This window comes from Spirosoma sordidisoli (genome assembly GCF_004138325.1).
In the GTDB taxonomy this organism is placed as follows: domain Bacteria; phylum Bacteroidota; class Bacteroidia; order Cytophagales; family Spirosomataceae; genus Spirosoma; species Spirosoma sordidisoli.
The window spans coordinates 602,528-619,539 of sequence record NZ_SBLB01000004.1 but is presented as its reverse complement, the minus strand read 5'-3'; the positions used below and the strand labels follow the sequence as shown (position 1 = coordinate 619,539).

Annotated in this window: 14 protein-coding genes; 9 read left to right on the top strand and 5 right to left on the bottom strand. The window is 58.1% G+C overall.

All coding sequences use genetic code 11. The features are described from left to right. Positions 1-75: 75 nt before the first annotated feature. Entirely contained in the window at positions 76-1,473 is a 1,398-nt protein-coding gene (locus EQG79_RS17510) for a sensor histidine kinase (protein ID WP_129602885.1), read from the bottom strand. A 161-nt stretch (positions 1,474-1,634) separates the two neighbouring features. Between EQG79_RS17510 and EQG79_RS17505 the strand changes: the two genes are divergently transcribed. Continuing rightward, a complete protein-coding gene (locus tag EQG79_RS17505) occupies positions 1,635-2,510 on the top strand; it encodes a ChaN family lipoprotein (RefSeq protein WP_129602981.1) in 876 nt (291 codons plus the stop codon). Positions 2,511-2,658: 148 nt separating this feature from the next. Beyond that, positions 2,659-3,423, top strand: a complete 765-nt coding sequence (locus tag EQG79_RS17500; protein ID WP_129602883.1) for an SDR family NAD(P)-dependent oxidoreductase — start codon at positions 2,659-2,661, stop codon at positions 3,421-3,423. A gap of 21 nt (positions 3,424-3,444) precedes the next feature. On the opposite strand, the gene EQG79_RS17495 is transcribed toward EQG79_RS17500, so the two are convergent. The 4 genes from EQG79_RS17495 to EQG79_RS17480 form a co-directional block, all read right to left on the bottom strand. Next, a complete protein-coding gene (locus EQG79_RS17495; protein WP_077924373.1) occupies positions 3,445-4,713 on the bottom strand; it encodes a caspase family protein in 1,269 nt (422 codons plus the stop codon). A gap of 4 nt (positions 4,714-4,717) precedes the next feature. Further along, positions 4,718-6,268: a M48 family metallopeptidase gene (locus EQG79_RS17490; protein WP_165358919.1), complete on the bottom strand. Its 1,551-nt coding sequence runs from the start codon at positions 6,266-6,268 to the stop codon at positions 4,718-4,720. A 47-nt stretch (positions 6,269-6,315) separates the two neighbouring features. Next, the gene (locus tag EQG79_RS17485) at positions 6,316-7,854 is read right to left on the bottom strand and encodes a caspase family protein (protein ID WP_129602879.1); all 1,539 of its coding nucleotides are present in this window, start codon (positions 7,852-7,854) and stop codon (positions 6,316-6,318) included. Between the two features lie 101 nt (positions 7,855-7,955). After that, positions 7,956-9,047 (bottom strand): hypothetical protein, encoded by a 1,092-nt coding sequence (locus EQG79_RS17480; protein WP_077924370.1) that lies wholly within the window; start codon positions 9,045-9,047, stop codon positions 7,956-7,958. A 117-nt stretch (positions 9,048-9,164) separates the two neighbouring features. Between EQG79_RS17480 and EQG79_RS17475 the strand changes: the two genes are divergently transcribed. The 7 genes from EQG79_RS17475 to EQG79_RS17445 all read left to right on the top strand — a co-directional run bounded on the left by EQG79_RS17475 (position 9,165) and on the right by EQG79_RS17445 (position 17,012). After that, positions 9,165-10,382, top strand: coding sequence for a GlmU family protein (locus tag EQG79_RS17475; protein ID WP_077924369.1), 1,218 nt, complete (start codon positions 9,165-9,167; stop codon positions 10,380-10,382). A 3-nt stretch (positions 10,383-10,385) separates the two neighbouring features. Then, positions 10,386-11,513, top strand: a complete 1,128-nt coding sequence (holB, locus tag EQG79_RS17470) for a DNA polymerase III subunit delta' (RefSeq protein ID WP_077924368.1) — start codon at positions 10,386-10,388, stop codon at positions 11,511-11,513. 38 nt (positions 11,514-11,551) lie between these two features. Next, positions 11,552-12,058 (top strand): ATP-dependent zinc protease family protein, encoded by a 507-nt coding sequence (locus tag EQG79_RS17465; protein ID WP_317126255.1) that lies wholly within the window; start codon positions 11,552-11,554, stop codon positions 12,056-12,058. A gap of 21 nt (positions 12,059-12,079) precedes the next feature. Then, positions 12,080-12,988 (top strand): 30S ribosomal protein S6--L-glutamate ligase, encoded by a 909-nt coding sequence (gene rimK / locus EQG79_RS17460; protein ID WP_077924366.1) that lies wholly within the window; start codon positions 12,080-12,082, stop codon positions 12,986-12,988. Positions 12,989-13,348: 360 nt separating this feature from the next. Next, on the top strand, positions 13,349-13,903 hold the full coding sequence (locus EQG79_RS17455; RefSeq protein WP_077924365.1) for a hypothetical protein: 555 nt from the start codon (positions 13,349-13,351) through the stop codon (positions 13,901-13,903). A gap of 182 nt (positions 13,904-14,085) precedes the next feature. After that, positions 14,086-14,412 carry a PadR family transcriptional regulator gene (locus EQG79_RS17450; RefSeq protein WP_129602877.1) on the top strand — a complete coding sequence of 109 codons (327 nt, stop codon included), beginning with the start codon at positions 14,086-14,088 and terminating at the stop codon, positions 14,410-14,412. Continuing rightward, positions 14,409-17,012 (top strand): ABC transporter permease, encoded by a 2,604-nt coding sequence (locus EQG79_RS17445; RefSeq protein WP_129602875.1) that lies wholly within the window; start codon positions 14,409-14,411, stop codon positions 17,010-17,012. The genes EQG79_RS17450 and EQG79_RS17445 overlap by 4 nt, the downstream gene beginning before the upstream one ends.

Genomic DNA, 17,012 nt, shown 5'->3' with positions numbered 1-17,012 from the left:
CGAATAAGGTTAATTGAGTAGATGAGTGAGCGAGTAAGTAAGCGGATGCTACAGCACCGCTCATCACTCAATTACTCATTGAATGGGCAGGCAGATCGAAAAAACGGTTTCGCCGGGTTGGGAACGGACGTGGATCGACCCATTGTGGTGTCGGATAATGCCCTGCACGATGTCGAGGCCCAGGCCGGTACCTTTGCCAATATCTTTGGTCGTAAAAAACGGGTCGAATATTTTATCCTGAATATCGGCCGGAATCCCCGAACCGTTGTCGATGACTTTGGTGAGAACAAACTCGTTGCGATCTACGGCGCTGCGGATGGTCAGCTGACCGCCCTCCGGCAGCGCATCGACGGCATTGTCGATGAGGTTGGTCCATATCTGGTTCAGCTCGCCCGGCCAGCCGCAGACGAGCGGGAGGTCGGGCGGGAAGTCGAGCGTTACGCTGATCTTTTTGCTTTTGAGTTTATGGTCGAGCAGAACGAGGGTAGAGCGAACGCCTTCGGGCAGGTCGACCTCGGTTTTACCCGAACCCCGGTCCATGTGGGTGTAATTCTTGATCGAGCCGACCAGCGTAGAGATGCGTTTGGAGGCTTCGCTGATGTCCCGGACCAGTTTTTCGGTCACGAGGTTATCGACCAGCCAGCCCACGACACCCGCCAGATTGTTAGCCCCGATGCGTTCCAGGATCCAGTCCAGATCGTCGGCGGTGAAGCCAAAGTCGACCAGCGGCCCCGCCAGGTCGAGCGTCGAGCTGTCGGTAACGCCGTCAATCCCCTGATCGTCGAGCCAGTCGGTCAGTTCATCTTCCAGGCGGCTGCGCTGCATCATGGTCAGCACGGGTGGTTTCTGGTCAATTTTCCGGAAGATGAGTTCGTTGACCGAGTCGACCTGATCGTCGGTCAGGCTCAGGTGCATGATGGCTTTGAAAGCCTCGGGGGTGGCCCGCATGTGTTCTTTCAGCGTATCGGCCGATCGGACAACGGCGGCTACGGGGTTGTTCAGCTCATGGGCCAAACCCGCCGATAGCCGGCCGAGGGAAGCCATTTTTTCGTTCTGCTGCGCCTGCCGGGTAAAGTCCCGGACGCGGGTAGTCATCTGATGAACCAGCGCTTCGGTCAGTTCGTAGCAGGCGTGGGCCAGTTCGCGGAAGTGACTGCGGTGCAGCAGAAGGGCGTGAGTCGGCCTGTCGGCCACCACCTGCCCCATGGCTTTGACGAGTCTGGAAAACGGCAGCACCCCCAGAATCGACTGGGGTTCGTACATCGCAATTTCATCGCCGTTGCTGTTGGGCCACTCGATCCGGACCCGGCCGTCCAGGACCAGCATCAGGTGGTCGATCGGGTCGCCGGTTTTGTTGATAGGCTCATTGGCCGCGAAGGCGGCTTCTTCGGCCCGGTCAACAACCCACTGAAGCTGCTCGGAAGGCACGTGTTCAAAAACCGGAAACGAACGAAGCGTATCGAATAAATGCATGGGAAGACGAAGGCGTTGACGGGCACAGACGTAACCAATCGTCTCCTAAATTAGTTACGGGCGGGCCTTGTTCGCAAGGGGTTGTCAACTTATTACCGGGCAGATTAGTTAGAGGGACAGGTCATCTGGCCCCATCACGACACGCTGCCATGCTACTTCGCCTGCGCTTTTCGCTTTTTCTACTCTGCCTGCTGGGGGTTGCCTTCCGGCCCGACAAACCAGCTTATCAGCTCTACGACGCCCGGCTGAAATCGACAACGTACGCCAAACTGCTGCGGCAGGCGGCCGACGCCGATGTGGTCCTGTTTGGCGAACTGCATAACAACCCGATCTGTCACTGGCTGGAGCTACAGCTGGCCAAAGACCTGGTGGCGCAGAAAAAAGGGGCGCTGGTGCTGGGGGCCGAGATGTTCGAAGCCGATAACCAGACCGCCCTCAGTGATTACGTACAGGGTAAAACCACCGCTAAGGAACTGGCCGGACAGGCGCGGCTCTGGCCCAACTTCGACACGGATTACAAACCCATTGTCGATATAGCCCGCGAGCAGAAGATTCCGTTCGTAGCCACGAACGTACCCCGCCGGTATGCCAGTCTGGTATCGCGGCAGGGCCTGGCTGCCCTCGACACCCTGCCCGCCGACGCTAAACGACAGATGGCCCCGCTGCCGCTGACGGTTGATCTGACCCTGCCTGGCTACCGCGCCATGCTCGACATGATGGGAACCAACGCAGCCCACGGCACTACCGGCGACCGGGCTGCCAATTTTGCGCGGGCGCAGGCCATCAAAGATGCAACGATGGCCCATTTTATCCGGCAGAACCGCCAGCCGGGCCAGACCCTGCTGCATTTGAACGGCGATTATCACTCCAAAAACTTCGAGGGTATTGTGTGGTACCTTCGGCAGCAGCAGCCCAGCCTGCGCATCCTGACGATCTCGTCGGTCGAGATGCCGGACCCCGACAAGCCGGCGTCGGACAACCGGAACCTGGCCGATTTTGTCATCGCCATTCCGGCCGATATGACCAAGACCTACTAGCCGCAGCCGAACGTTGGCTAATTTTTACAGGGCTGCGCGCTCTGGTTTGTGGTTTATGCGGTACCGGCATACGACAAGCCCGGTTTTCGTGAATCAATCAATACCATTTCTACCGGCCCGGGCTTCGGCTCCGGCCCTTTTTTAACGTATGATCAGGGACCTGTTAAATCTATCCGGGAAAAATGCCCTTGTCACGGGCTCCAGTCAGGGAATTGGCCAGGCCATTGCGCTCGCGCTGGCCGAATTTGGGGCTAACGTACTCGTTCATAACCGCAAAGGCGACGATGAAGCGCAGCAGGTTGTCGGGCAAATCCGGCAGCTGGGTGTCAGGAGCGCAGCCATCGGAATCGATCTGCTCCGGCCCGACGCAGCCGATCAGCTGTACGACCAGGCCCGCCAGGCGCTCGGCCCCATCGATATTCTGGTGCTGAATGCCTCGATCCAGCTGCCCGACGAGTGGGAAGATACCGACGCCGACGAATTTGACCGGCAGGTCAACGCCAACTGGAAATCGACGCTGCTGATCACCCAGCGATTCGTGGCCGATATGACTGATCGCGGCTGGGGGCGTATCCTGACCATTGGCAGCGTGCAGGAAGAGAAGCCTCACCCGTCCATGATTGTATACGCGGGCACCAAAGCCGCGGTGGCCAACATGGTCCGAAATCTGGCGCTTCAGCTGGCCAGCCAGTCGATTACGGTCAATAACCTGTCGCCGGGGGTGATCGAAACGCCCCGTACCGACGAACCGACGCCCGAAGTACCTGAGCACATTGCCCAGCGTATGCAGATTCCGCTGGGTGGCATGGGCCAACCCAACGACATTGCGGGCATGGCGCTCCTGCTCTGCTCCGAAGCGGGTCGGTACATAACCGGGCAAACGATCTTCGTCGATGGCGGTATGAGTCTCTGACAACCCGTATGGCGCCTGCCCTTATTTGTCGAGCTGTTCCAGAATTTCTTCCAGCCGGGTAATCAGAGAAGGCAGTTCGCTCCGGGCCTGGGCCGCCAGCAGTCTGGGCTTGAGCGCAAATTTCTGGATGGTCTGATAGCGCTCGTTGATCTCGGTCGTGCTTTCCCGAATCCAGCTGATGCTCCGCTGAAACGCCGGTCGGCAGCGCTCGGGCATCGTGCTCGACTCGTAGAAGACCATCTGCCCGAGGTTGTCGTAGAAATGTTTCTGGTTGCGGTAGAAGGTCAGAAACTGCCGGGCGTATTCGTCGGCGTTGTCGGAGTCTACTTTCTCGTTCATGGCTCTCAGCAGCGGCAGGTCTTCTTTGATACCGGTCAGAGCGGTCTCGTTGACGTAGGCATCGACGGGGGCGCAGGGAGTCGACGGAGACGTTGATACACCGGGCCGGGCAACTGGTTTGGCGCTTGCGACTTCGCTCTGCCGAAGATCCAGCCGGTACTGCGGGGTTTGCCGATGGCCGGCCTGTTGCGCAGCTACTTCGGTTTGGCGGGTTATCTCCCGCAGCACCAGCTCCCAGGAGAGCGGCCCCTTCTGATCATCGCTCAGCAGCCGTCGGAGGGTGTTCTGTACGGCAATGCTCATCAGCCCGCCTTTGGGATCGCAGTTGGAAAGCTGGCCCCGCTGGCTGCTGGCCAGTACCAGCCCGCCCCGGTAGTTTCGAAACAGGCGGCTGAACCGCTCGGGGCTGTAGGCCGTGTTTTTCATGTAATCGGGCTGGCGGCTGCTGGTGGGCGGTTGCTGGGGTTCGTCGGAGCGCTCTTTGTTGCAGGCTTCGCCGATGGCAATGGTGAGCCGGGCGTTTTTGGCCCGCAGGCGTTCGTAAACATCGAGCAGATTGCGGGAGCTGCTTTCCAGCGTGGCGCGGTCGGTGTTGGCGTTGCCCAGAATGAGCGACGGAAAGTTGTTCTGGCGGTTGTTCCAGCCATGGCCGGCAAAGTAGAAAAACACCACATCGGCGGGGCCGGGAGTCAGGCTGGCCAGCCGGGCATCGAACTCGGCCGGGCGGCACTGGTCGCCCGTGTAGCTGGTGAAGTTGAGCGTAAGCCCACTCTGCTTCGCCACGGCCGGGGCCAGGTCGTTGGCCAGGTAGGTGTGGGTTTTGAGGTTGGCGGTGCCGATTTTAGGGTCGTCGGTGTCGGCAAAAACAATGAAGTGCAGGGTTTGGGCCCGGCCCGGTTGTAGGGTCGTGCCAAGGATCAGTAAGCACCAGAACAGAACAGCGGCTTTCATGGGATTACGACTTTTTTTTGGGTTTGGGAGCGGGGCCGGCCTGCCGGATGCTGCCGCCCGGCTTCGACAGCATTGCAATCATGGACCTGAACTTGCTGTCGCCCGTATTCATCTGCGTCATATTGAGCTGAACGTAGGTAGTCGAGATTAGGAAGTTGACATGGGTGTAGCGATCGCGGGGGCGGGGATGTGACGGAAAAAGGGGCTGAGGAGCGGGGGCGGGCGCCGGAGCTGTTTTGTGCGCGGAGAGTTTCCGGGTTTCGACCGTTCCGCTTGCGGTGCCTTTGTACGATTTCTGAATCCAGTTCAGCGCATTTTTCTGCTGTCCTTTCTGCTGCTCTTCCTTGGCTTCTTCGGCCAGTTTTCTCCAGATGGCGACCGCCTGTCGGGGGTCGTAGCCCGCGTTGATCATGTAGTGGAGCCCGATGCGGTCGGCCTGGGTTTCCTGCTTCTGGCTGAACGTACTGACCGACATTTCGGCCGCTACCCTGGTTACTTCCAGTGGAGTTTTGTCGTCGGTGCCGGCGGCTACGGCCGCGCCAAACGCTTTCACCGCTTCCCAGTTCTGGTGGTTCCGAAACTGCTGAGCGTGGTGTTTCTGGGTTACGTGGGCAATTTCGTGGCCCAGAATAGCGGCCAGCTGAGCTTCGTTTTCGATCTTCGTCAGCAGGCCCGTATGGACCACTACGGCCCCGTTCGGGTATGAGGATGCGTTGAAGCTGCCTTCGTTGACCAGAAAAAATTTGAAGGCCACGTGGTCGGGGTGATCAACGGGCAGGGCTTTGAGGTAATCAGGAATCAGCCGGCGGCCAACGGTGCTGATGTAGGCTTCCAGCTGGTTGTTGGCGATCAGTCGAAACTGCCAGGCGTCGGCAATGCTCAAAAACCCTCGTGTTACCCGCAGCTCGTTATCCGTAGCTCGCCGAAGCAGGTAATCTTCCTTGCTCATTTCAACGGGTCGCATGGTGCCCCGGCTGGCATAGATCACCCCGTCGGGTTTGCGTTCTCCGTAAACCTTTACTTCGGCGCCCAGCTGCATATCGGCAAAGGAGGTAAACTTTTTGCCTTTCCACTCGTCGAGCCCGTCGATGTGTTTGCCTTTGTCGAGCTGTAAGATCACCGCCTGTCCGTCGATGCTGGCCCGGTTGCCGTCGAGTTTTTCGTAGATGCCCACCAGCGAGGTGGGGCCGTAGTAGCTTTCGTCGAGGCTGATCCGCTCGGCTTCGTTGCGCTGGCTGATCTGGTAGTAGTTGACCCACAGGTTTATTTTCATGCCTGGCCGAAAGTCGGAAGCCTGCATCAGATCGGCCGGTTTAATGTTTTTCTTCCGTTTCCCGAAGGCCGCTTTTTTGACAAACAGGGTGGTGTCGACAATGGTAATGGTAGTATGCCGGTTGTCTTCATCATCCTCGAGGTAGATGATCATCTGCCGGTACGGCTCCGGAAATTCGAGGATAGTGGCCGACTCCAGTTTTTTGTACTGCGCTACTTCGGTCTGCGCCGGACTTAACCACGGCAGTAGGCCGAGCAGGATAACCAGAACAAGTTTCAGCATCTTCATAGGACTAGGTAGGTAAACGGGAGGAGCAAAGAGGGATAACTTTATAAGATGATTCGTTCAATAGCGCGGTTGGTAAACTCGGGCGATTGTTTCGAGCCGGTCTGGCTGGTTCGGGCTTCTACCTCTCCGCGGGTGTGGGCCAGAATATCGTCGAATCGCTGGCCACGGCGCATGAACTTGAGCAGGGCTTCTGTATAATATCCGTTCTGGTTGGGGCCGTTGCTGGCGGTGGCGCCCCAGGCGGTAGCCGACGCCACGTAGCAGTTATCAATGCGGTTCTCGACCCGTACGGGGCTGAATCCGGGCCTAAGTTCGGCCTGGATGCCTGCCGGTGCGGTGCGGCAGGCATCCATGATAATGATGCAGAAGCGCGGCTGCTGATCCTGGAGCCGGTCCAGTACGGTGGCCACCGAAATGGCCCTGATGCCCGCATTGTCTGCCTGTCCGGTCGGCTGTTCGGGCACCACTCCGCGCCCGCCCGCCTGAGCCACTGCAACGGGTTTGCCGCCGAAGCGGATGTCTACCGGCAAGAGGTAGTTGGTCTGCGCGTATTCGATACCATGGCCGGCGTAGAAGAGCAGCGCCACATCGGCTCCCTGGGCCTGCTTATAGAACTGTTCCATAGTCTGCCGCATGGCCTCGTAGCTGACGTCGGTGCTGATCTGTACCGTAAAACCCAGCTCGGTCAGGCGCTGACGCATGGCGCGGGCGTCATTAACGGGTTGGCCGCGCAGGTCGCCCAGTCCACCGGCCGACGCGGGCAGGTAGGCCGAATTGCCCAGCACCAGCGCCACCCGTCGGCCCGAGAAGGTGGCTACGGGTAAGCTGCTGCCTACGTTGAGCTGCTGTTCGAGTATAGTTTTCCGAACCCGGGCGTCTACGTAGCTGGCGTTCAGCTCGAGGGCCTGTCGGTAGCAGCCCAGGGCTTTTTCGGGCATGTTTTTCTGTTCGTAGGCTTCGCCCAGGTCGGTATAGAGCCGGTAGGGCTGGGCGTGCTGCAGGCGAAGGCTGGTTTCAAAGTCGGCGATGGCCATATCGGTCCGACCCGTATGCAGCCGGGCGCGGCCCCGATTTCGGTACGCGTAGGGTGAGGTTCGGTTGAGGTCGATACCCTGCTGGGCCACCTGCTCGGCTTCGTCCAGTCGGTTGTGTTTGGTCAGGCAATAGCTCAGTCCGCTGTAATACTCGGCCTGGGGCGACAGACGGATGGCACTGCGGTAGTCAGCAGCGGCCTGGTCGTAGTCATTGAGCTGAACGTGGATGTACGCCCGCTGAGCCAGCGCCCTGACCGCCGTTGGAGTTCGCTCCAGCGCCTGATTCGCATCGCGCAGGGCTTCGGGAAACCGCCCGATTTTGGTAAGAACCACCGCCCGGCCGTAGTAGGCATCAGCTACATCGGGATGGGCGCGGAGCAGGGCTGTATACAACGAGACGGCCTGCGCCGGGTCAGGCTCGCGGTCAGCCCGGTCGAGGAGCTGCTGAACGGTCTGGGCCTGGGCCAGCGATCCGGCCAGCAGGAAAATAAGACAGGGGAGTAGCGGCACCCAAAGGGGCCTGGCCGGCAGGAAAAATACGTTCATGGAGTGGATATCAAGGTAGGCTGACGCTGTGTCAGGCACCTGACTTACAAATATATCAGAATGCCTTGTTTTCCAGTAACAGATTGACTGAAAGGGGTATACTATCTGGTTGTCAAGTAGATATACTCGGCAACCAGTGCCCAGCTGTGGGCGTCGCACTGCCAGCGCATCTGGGTGATAGGCCGGTCGGCCCACCGGCGTAACCAGGGCTGTTCGTAAGCCGTCAGCATACCGGCAATGAAAAAATGGAAGCCGCTGATATCGTTGTCCAGGCTGGTCAGATCGACGGGGGGCGCCGGACTGCCAAGCCGCAGCAGGGAGGTACAGAGCAGCAACCGATCGAGCCGATTATGGGTTCGGGTCAGGAGCTGGCGGGCGTCGGCAACGAGCTGGTGCCGGACGGGTTCCAGTTCGGGCGGAGAGAAAGCGGCCACGAACCGGGCCAGGTGGTAGATGATGAGCGAAGTGCGGGCGTAATGCGGAGCGCAGCGAAACGGATCGGCCACGTACCGGCCCGACTCCACAATATGCCGCAGGTAGGTCAGCGAGTCGGCGTCGTTCTGGTTGCGGGGCAGGTCGTAGTGGTAAATGCAGTAGAGCAGATTACTCAGCGCGCAGGCATCGAAGTCGATGGGCATGGTCTTGCCGAACCAGGTCGAATATACCCGCAAATCACGGTAGTCGGGGTAGGTCGTACGAATCTGTTGTCGGGGCAGGCCAGGCCCCCGCCCGCCCGGGTCGGCCAGATTAGCGTGCTGGCTGAGCTTCTCCTTTAGCCAGCGGGCCTCGGGGGCTGTTCGCGGCTCGGTGAGGTAAACCATGGCCGTATCGTCAATGTCGTCGGGAATGCGGAAATGGTCGAAATGCCGGAACAGGTAGCCGTTGGGGAAGTGCTGCGAAGGGCGCGTAGGCCAGAAATTGAAGGTGTCGAGCCCATCTTTGTTGCGGAACCGGGGGTAAGCTGCCCGGGCCCGCGTCAGCATCCGGTCAATCTGTTGCTGCGATTCGGGCGAACAGGCCGGGTAGAGCGGCTGGAGGGTGAATAACGTAACGGCCGTGAAAAAGACGTTGGTGTCGGGGCGCCGATACCCCAGCGCCGGACTATGCCGGACGGACGGAAACAAACCGGTTGCCTCCTGCTGGTGGGCAATATGCTGAATGATACGGTCCAGGTTCGGTTGTTCGTTGTTCACTCGTGTCAGAAGATGTTACGCAGGCAGGAATGTCTTGCCCTTAGCGAAGATTACTTTTTCTACGGAATGACAAAATTGAATTAAGCCGCCATATTTGCCGCCAGATTACGCAAAGTAATGTCCAATCTAATCTTATTCGACGACGCGGCTATCCGCACTTCGCTGCTGCCGTTTACGTTCACCCGGCCGGTAGCGGGCATCCGGATCGGCATCCGGACGCTGGCCGAAAAATGGGGCGATATACTGGGCCAGACGCCATCGTACCTGACGGAGCCGTATCTGCAGGCCCGGTTTCCGCAACAGGCCGGTTCCGACAATCTGTACGTGAACGGGGCGGTTTGCCCCACAACCGTCCTGGTAGAACGGCTGGATTCGTTACAGATCGGCGAGAGCCTGATCGCGTCCAGTGGGTTACTGCTGGCCCTGCGTACCGAACATACCGCCACTGATGCGTCGCAGCTGCCGGCGCTGCCGCAGCATACCCATACCTTCGTGGCGAATCCGGGTGCTGATCCGCTCACCATTGTGCGGCACCTGTGGGATATCTTCGTCAACAACGGCGATCAGATCCGGGCCGACTATGCCCGCATCACCGCCGGTCGGGCGTCGGCCCCCCTGACCGATCCGTTTACCCGCTGCTACGCCCCCGAGAATATATTCATCGAGCCCGGCGCTACGGTACGGGCTTCCATCCTGAACGCCGAAGGCGGGCCGATCTACATTGGTCGTGACGCCACCATCAGCGAAGGGTCGGTCGTTATCGGGCCGTTTGCGCTCGGGGAGGACTCGACCGTTAACTGGGGCGCCAAGATGCGTTCCAACACCACCATCGGGCCGGGCTGTAAAGTAGGCGGGGAGGTCGGTAACTCCATTTTCTTCGGCTACAGCAACAAAGCACACGATGGATTTCTGGGTAATTCGGTCGTGGGCGAGTGGTGCAACCTGGGAGCTAACGTCAATAACTCGAACCTCAAGAACGACTATAGCAACGTTAAACTTCATTCCTACGCCACGGGCCAGCTCGAAGATACGGGCCGGATTTTCTGTGGTTTGATGATGGGCGATTTTACCAAAGCCGGTATCAGCACCATGTTCAACACCGGTACGGTGGTGGGCGTCAGTGCCAATGTCTATGGCGGAGGCTTCCAGCCGAAACACATCCCGTCGTTTTCGTGGGGCGGGGCCGACACCGGTTTCGCAACCTACCGGATCGAAAAAGCCCTGCAGGTCGCGCGCGAAGCCTTCTCGCGCCGGAACCGGGCCTTTGACGACGTCGACGAAACCATGCTGCGAACCATCTACGCCTTGTCAGACGGTTCGGACCGTTCTTACTGAGCCATGCAATTCTCCGACATCATCGGTCACGACGACACCAAACAGTTGCTGCTGCGGGCGGTGCAGACCAACCACCTGGCCCACGCGCTGCTGTTCGATGGGCCCGTGGGGGGCGCCAACCTGGCGCTGGCGCTGGCGCTGGCTCAGTACGTCAACTGCGAAGACAAACAACCTCAGGATGCCTGCGGCCGGTGCGCATCCTGCGTCAAGATCCAGAAGCTGGTGCATCCCGATCTGCACATGGTATTTCCGGTGGCCAACCTGGGGAAAGGAAAAACTTCCGAAACGTACCTCGCCGACTGGCGTAAGTTCCTGCTCGACCGGCCCTACCGAACCCTGCCCGACTGGCTCGCTACCATGGGAGGGGATAATAAACAGGGCAATATTTCGGCCGAAGAAGCGCGTACTATCCTCCAGAAACTGTCGCTCAAGTCCTACGAAGGGGCGTATAAGATCATGCTGATCTGGCTGCCCGAGCTGATGAACGTCGCTTCGGCCAATGCCCTGCTGAAGGTGCTGGAAGAACCACCCGCCCAGACCCTGTTTCTGCTCGTTACCAACCAGCCCGACAAGTTGCTCATCACGATTCTGTCGCGCACGCAGCGGGTAGCCGTGCGGGCGTTTACGGACGAGGAAGTGGCCACCTACCTGCGCCAGCAACTCAACCTCGACGAAACAACCGCCCGGCGCGTGGCCTACCTGGCCGATGGTAACCTGGCCGAAGGGCTGCGGCTGAGCCAGCAGGAAGCCGGTGGGGTGGCTGTTTCAGAGCAGCACGCCTGGTTTGCCGAGTGGATGCGCGACTGTTACAAACAAGATTTAATGAAACTGGTGAAACAGGCCGACCAGTTCGACGGTTTCAGCAGGGAGAAGCAGAAGGGGCTGTTCGACTACAGCATCCGGCTCTACCGGGATTTATTTCTGTGGCAGCAGGGGGCCGGGGCATTGCTGCGTCTGCCCGACGATGAAATGGCGTTTGTAAAGAACTTTGCCAAAGTACTAACTATCGATCATATCGAACGGATTGTAGCTGATCTCAACGAAGCGGCCTATCACCTCGAACGCAATGCCCGCGCTAAAATGATCATGCTCGATCTCTCACTTACCTTCAGCCGGGTTATACGGGCCTGAGGCTACATCATCCTGTCTCCGCACCTGTCCCTCCGCACATGAAACCGAAACAAGTTATCGGTATGACCGACCTGATCGACTTTCCCGATCTGGGCCTGTTCGAGGTGCAGGCGAAAGTCGATACCGGCGCGTTTACGTCGTCGCTGCATTGCAAGAATGTGCGGCTGGTACGGGCCGGGGAGCGAACCCGGCTGAGTTTCTGGCTGATCGGCAAAACCGGCGAGCCCGCCCGGCGGTTCTACAGTGATCAGTACAGCCAGCGCATGATCCGGAACTCGTTTGGCGTGGCCGAAAAGCGGTACGTCATCAAAACCTGCGTGGTTCTGTTCGGCCGCCGGATTCGGGCCGAGTTTACCCTGGCCGACCGCGAACGGCTCAAAAATCCCGTTCTGCTCGGCCGGAAACTACTCCGTAACCGCTTTCTGGTAGACGTTTCCCAGAAAAACCTATCGTATCAGGCCAAAGCGCCTTTGGTTCAACACACGTCTCACTCCACTACCTATTCACACAACGGCGTCTCTACCGGGACGGCTGACCCGGAATAGGTACTCACTTCACACAGACTAATGCGTATTGCCATTTTATCGGCCAATCCGAATCTATATTCGACGCAGCGCCTGCTGGCGGCCGCTACCGAGCGCGGTCACGAGGCTCTGCTGGTCAATCATCTGAACTGCCAGGTCGTCATTGAGGGCGGGCGCCCGTCGGTACTGTACGAGGGGCAGGAACTCGAACAGCTCGATGCGATCGTGCCGCGTATCGGGGCGTCCGTTACCGACTACGGCTGTGCTATTGTGCGGCAGTTCGAGATGATGAAGGTCTTCACAACGGCCAAGTCGCAGGCCATCACCCGCTCGCGCAACAAGCTCCGCAGCCTTCAGGTACTCTCCAAGGCCGGGGTCGGTCTGCCCAAGACGGTCTTTGCCAACCATCCCCGCAACGGCGACGTAACGCAGCTCATCAAGCTGGTCGGTGGTCCACCGGTCGTGATCAAACTCCTCGAAGGCACGCAGGGAATCGGCGTGGTGCTGGCCGAGACGACGAAAGCGGCCAAGTCGACCATCGAAGCCTTCTATGGCCTGAAAAAACACGTGCTGGTGCAGGAGTTCGTAGCCGAAGCCAAAGGGTCCGACATCCGGGCGTTTGTGGTGGGCGGGCGCGTGGTCGGTGCCATGAAACGACAGGGAGTAGAAGGTGAATTCAGGTCTAACATCCACCGGGGCGGTAACGCCAGCGCCGTAACGCTCACCCCCGACGAAGAGGAGACAGCCATCAATGCCGCCCGGGCGCTGGGGCTGAAAGTGGCGGGGGTCGATATGCTGCCTTCCGAGCGGGGCCCCCTGGTGCTGGAAGTAAACTCATCGCCCGGCCTGGAAGGGATCGAAACCGCTACCGGCGCCGATATAGCCACCGAAATCATTGCCTACATCGAAGACAAAATTCGTGCCGACGAAGGCGATATCGTGGGCGTGTGAGAGTAGTGATGAGTTAGGAGTGATGAGTGATGAGCGATGAACGATGAGCGATGAGCGATGAATGATAATGGCATCATTCAAGTTAATACGATAACCGTGTTTGGGAATGAGCCGTGGCCCGTCAGGGCCTTCACAGCGTAGCGTCGGTAGGGTCGGTAGCCCCGTTGGATTTCGGCGAAAACGATGTGCCGTCAGGTACATAACCCGCATGGCCAGCCGCTGTATTTTACGGCTCGTTCGGCGAAAACCGCCGTTCCTAAACAACGCCAAAACCCCTGGTAAACCACAACCCATGCAATACAATCTGTAATTCACATTAATTTAGCTCATCGCTCATCACTCCTAACTCATCACTACCTAATGCCTGCGCTTGATCCTGACTTGAAGAAAGCTATTGTTCACATGCCCGGTGTGGAGAAAGATAAGCTGCTGCTGCGGCTGATTGCCAAAGATGCGGTGCTGACCGAAAAGCTTCAGTTCGAACTGGTTGAGCACAGCGCCACGCTGGACGAACGGCGCGACCTGATCCGGCAATTCATCGACCGTACGGCTAACCTCAACGCCGACTCGGCGGGCTGGCTGATGATGGATATGCGTACCGTAAGCGGTTACATTGCCCGGCATCTGAAAGTGACCAAAGACAAGTATGGCGAAGTCGAGCTGATGCTGTACATGCTCAACACCTTCTACGACCACAACGCCCACCTCCTGGCCAAGTATAACTCGCGGACCGACAAAGCCGCCGACTACATTGCCAAACGAACGGACCAGGTGCTGAAAAAAGTAGCCAAACTGGACCCCGACTACCATATCGAGTTTGCCGACGACATTCATAAGCTCCTGAGCTGGGTTCACTACGCGGCCCCCGCCCACTACGCCCGCCAGCTCGGCCTGCCCAAAGAATGGCTGGTATAAGAGTAGTACGCCAGGGAAGTCCGTTTATCGAGCAAACCTGTCCAGAAGCGTACGAACACCTGTCCGATTCTGGACAATCAAGTCCAACCCAGCACAATCGAAATGGCCCATTCTGCGCAGAATGGGCCATTTTAGTTTGTGGCAAAGCATTTGTTATACATATACACAACTAATGGACAGGCATGAAAGGAACGTACCTGGGCGAGTTTGAAGAAGTGGTATTGCTGGCCGTGGCCATTCGGTCGGGCGATGCCTACGGAGCCGCCATCGTCAATGAAATCGAGCAGCAGATGGACCGGTCGGTGAGCCTCGGGGCGGTGCATTCGGCCCTGAACCGGCTGCAGGAAAAAGGGCTGGTCGACTCACAAATGGGCGGTATGACTGCCGAACGGGGTGGCCGCCGGAAGCGGCTCTATACCGTGACGGCTTATGGCCGGCGGGCGCTGGAAGAGATTAGGCAGCTGCGCAATCAGATGTGGGATGCCATTCCCCATACCGCCTGGTCATGAAAGCGCCCCCAACAGCCGAACCCCGCTGGGCTATGCGTCTGCTGCACTGGCTCTGCCCACCCCACCGGGCCGAAGAGCTGGAGGGCGACCTCGAAGAGCTGTTCCGGCAAAGGGTAGGGGAGGTGGGCTTACGAAAAGCCCGCTGGCGGTATGTACGCGATGTGCTGAGCCTGCTGCGGCCTTCCCTGATGAAACGAGACGAGTATTCCAAACCAGCAACAACGACGATGATCCGCAACTATCTCAAAATCGCTTTCCGCAATCTGGCTAAAAACCGGGTGTACTCGTTCATCAATATGTTCGGACTGGCCTCGGGTATGGCCGTCGCGATGCTTATTGGGCTGTGGATGTACGACGAGCTGTCGTTTAACAAACAGTTCAAACACTACGACCGACTGGCTAAACTCTGGCAGTTTGTCAAATTCGACGTAGAGAAAGCGTCTTACGACGTATTGCCGATTCCGCTGGCGCAGGAACTGCGAAGCAAGTACCCGGACTTTGAATCGGTTGGTCTTTCCGTGAGCCGTAATGTCATTCTGGCCGCCGGCGAGCGGAAGCTGCTGAAAATGGGCAATTACATCGAGCCGGACGTCATCGATATGCTGTCGCTGAACGTCGTATCCGGAACGCGCTTTGGCAACACCGATATTAACTCGATTCTGCTTTCTCAGTCGCTGGCCGGCGCCCTGTTCGGCACGGGAGACCCGCTGAATAAACTGATCAGGCTCGACAACAAACAGACGGTGAAAGTAGCGGGCGTCTACCAGGATTTTCCGGCCAACAATACGTTCAGCGACGTAACCTTTCTGGTTCCCTGGGCATTTTTTGCGGCTAATGACGACGGAGCCAAACGCGACAAGGACGAATGGGACTCCAACTCGTACCAGATTTTTGCCCAGCTCAAACCGGGCGCCGATGTTGGGCAGGTGTCGGCCAAAATCAGGGACATTCGGATGAAGCGGGATAATCCGCCGGGCTATAAACCGGAGTTCTTCCTGCATCCAATGAGCAAATGGCATCTGTACGCCGATTTTAAAGACGGCGTCAATATTGGCGGACTCATTACGTTCGTATGGCTGTTCGGGAGTATCGGTGTCATTGTGCTGCTGCTGGCCTGTATCAATTTCATGAACCTGAGTACGGCGCGCAGTGAAAAACGCGCCAAGGAAGTGGGAATCCGCAAGTCGATCGGATCGCTGCGGAGTCAACTGGTGGCGCAGTTTTTCAGCGAATCGCTGTTGATGGCGGTGCTGGCCTTTGTACTATCCATTCTGTTCGTGCAGCTCACACTGCCGTTTTTCAATCAGGTATCGGAGAAGCAGATGAGCATTCCGTGGGGAAATCCACTGTTCTGGCTCGCCGGGCTAGGGTTCAGCCTGCTAACGGGCCTGATTGCCGGCAGCTATCCGGCCCTGTACTTATCCTCTTTTCAGCCGATCAAAGTGCTGAAGGGGATGATGCGCACCAATCGATCGGCTACGATTCCCCGGCGGGTGCTGGTTGGCTTTCAGTTTACGGTTTCTGTCACACTCATCATCGGCACCATCATCGTCTTTCGGCAGATCGAACACGCCAAAGACCGTCCGGTGGGCTACAGCCGCAGTGGCCTGATCGAAATTGGCATGAACGCGCCCGAACTGTACAGGCATTATACCGCTCTGCGTCATGATCTGCTGAACACAGGGGCCGTAGCGGGCATGTCCGAATCATCGAATTCAATAACCGAACAGGCTGGTGGCACAACGGATATTAGCTGGAAAGGGAAGAAAACCGACACCAAGCCACTGGTGATGAGCAATTACGTGACCCACGATTTCGGCCAAACGGTAGGCTGGCAACTCAAGGAAGGCCGCGACTTTTCGCGCGATTTCACAACGGATAGCTCCGCAATGATTCTGAACGAAGCGCTGGTCAAATTAATGGGCATCCGGCACCCGGTTGGCGAGATCGTTCGGCAGGGCGGCCGCGACTACAAAGTGATCGGTGTTATCAAAGACATGGTGAAAGAAGATCCGTTCAAGCCGGTTAACCCGTCGTTTTTCGCGGTCAACTACCGCAATGTCAACACCATCAATATTCGTCTGTCTCCAAAAGCCTCTTCTCACGAAGCCCTGGCCAACGTAGAACAGGTATTCAAACGCTACAGCCCCGACGCGCCCTTCGACTATAAGTTTGTGGATGATACGTATGCCCGGAAATTCGGTACCGAGGAGCGCATCGGCCGGTTAGCCGGTGGGTTCGCCATCCTGGCCATCCTGATCAGTTGCCTGGGCTTGTTTGGTCTGGCGTCGTACATGGCTGAGCAGCGGACCAAAGAGATCGGCATTCGGAAAATACTGGGCGCATCGGTGTTCAACGTCTGGGGCCTGCTCTCCAGAGAGTTTGTCATACTGGTAGCGATTGCCTTCTGTCTGGCCGCTCCGCTGGCGTATTACGTGCTTTCAGACTGGCTTCAGAATTATCAATACCGCACCGAACTCTCGTGGTGGATTTTTGTCCTGGCTGGCTTGGGCGCGATGGGCGTGACCTTATTGACCATCAGCTTCCAGGCCATCAAAGCGGCTCTGATGGACCCGGTAAAGAGCCTGCGCAGCGAATAA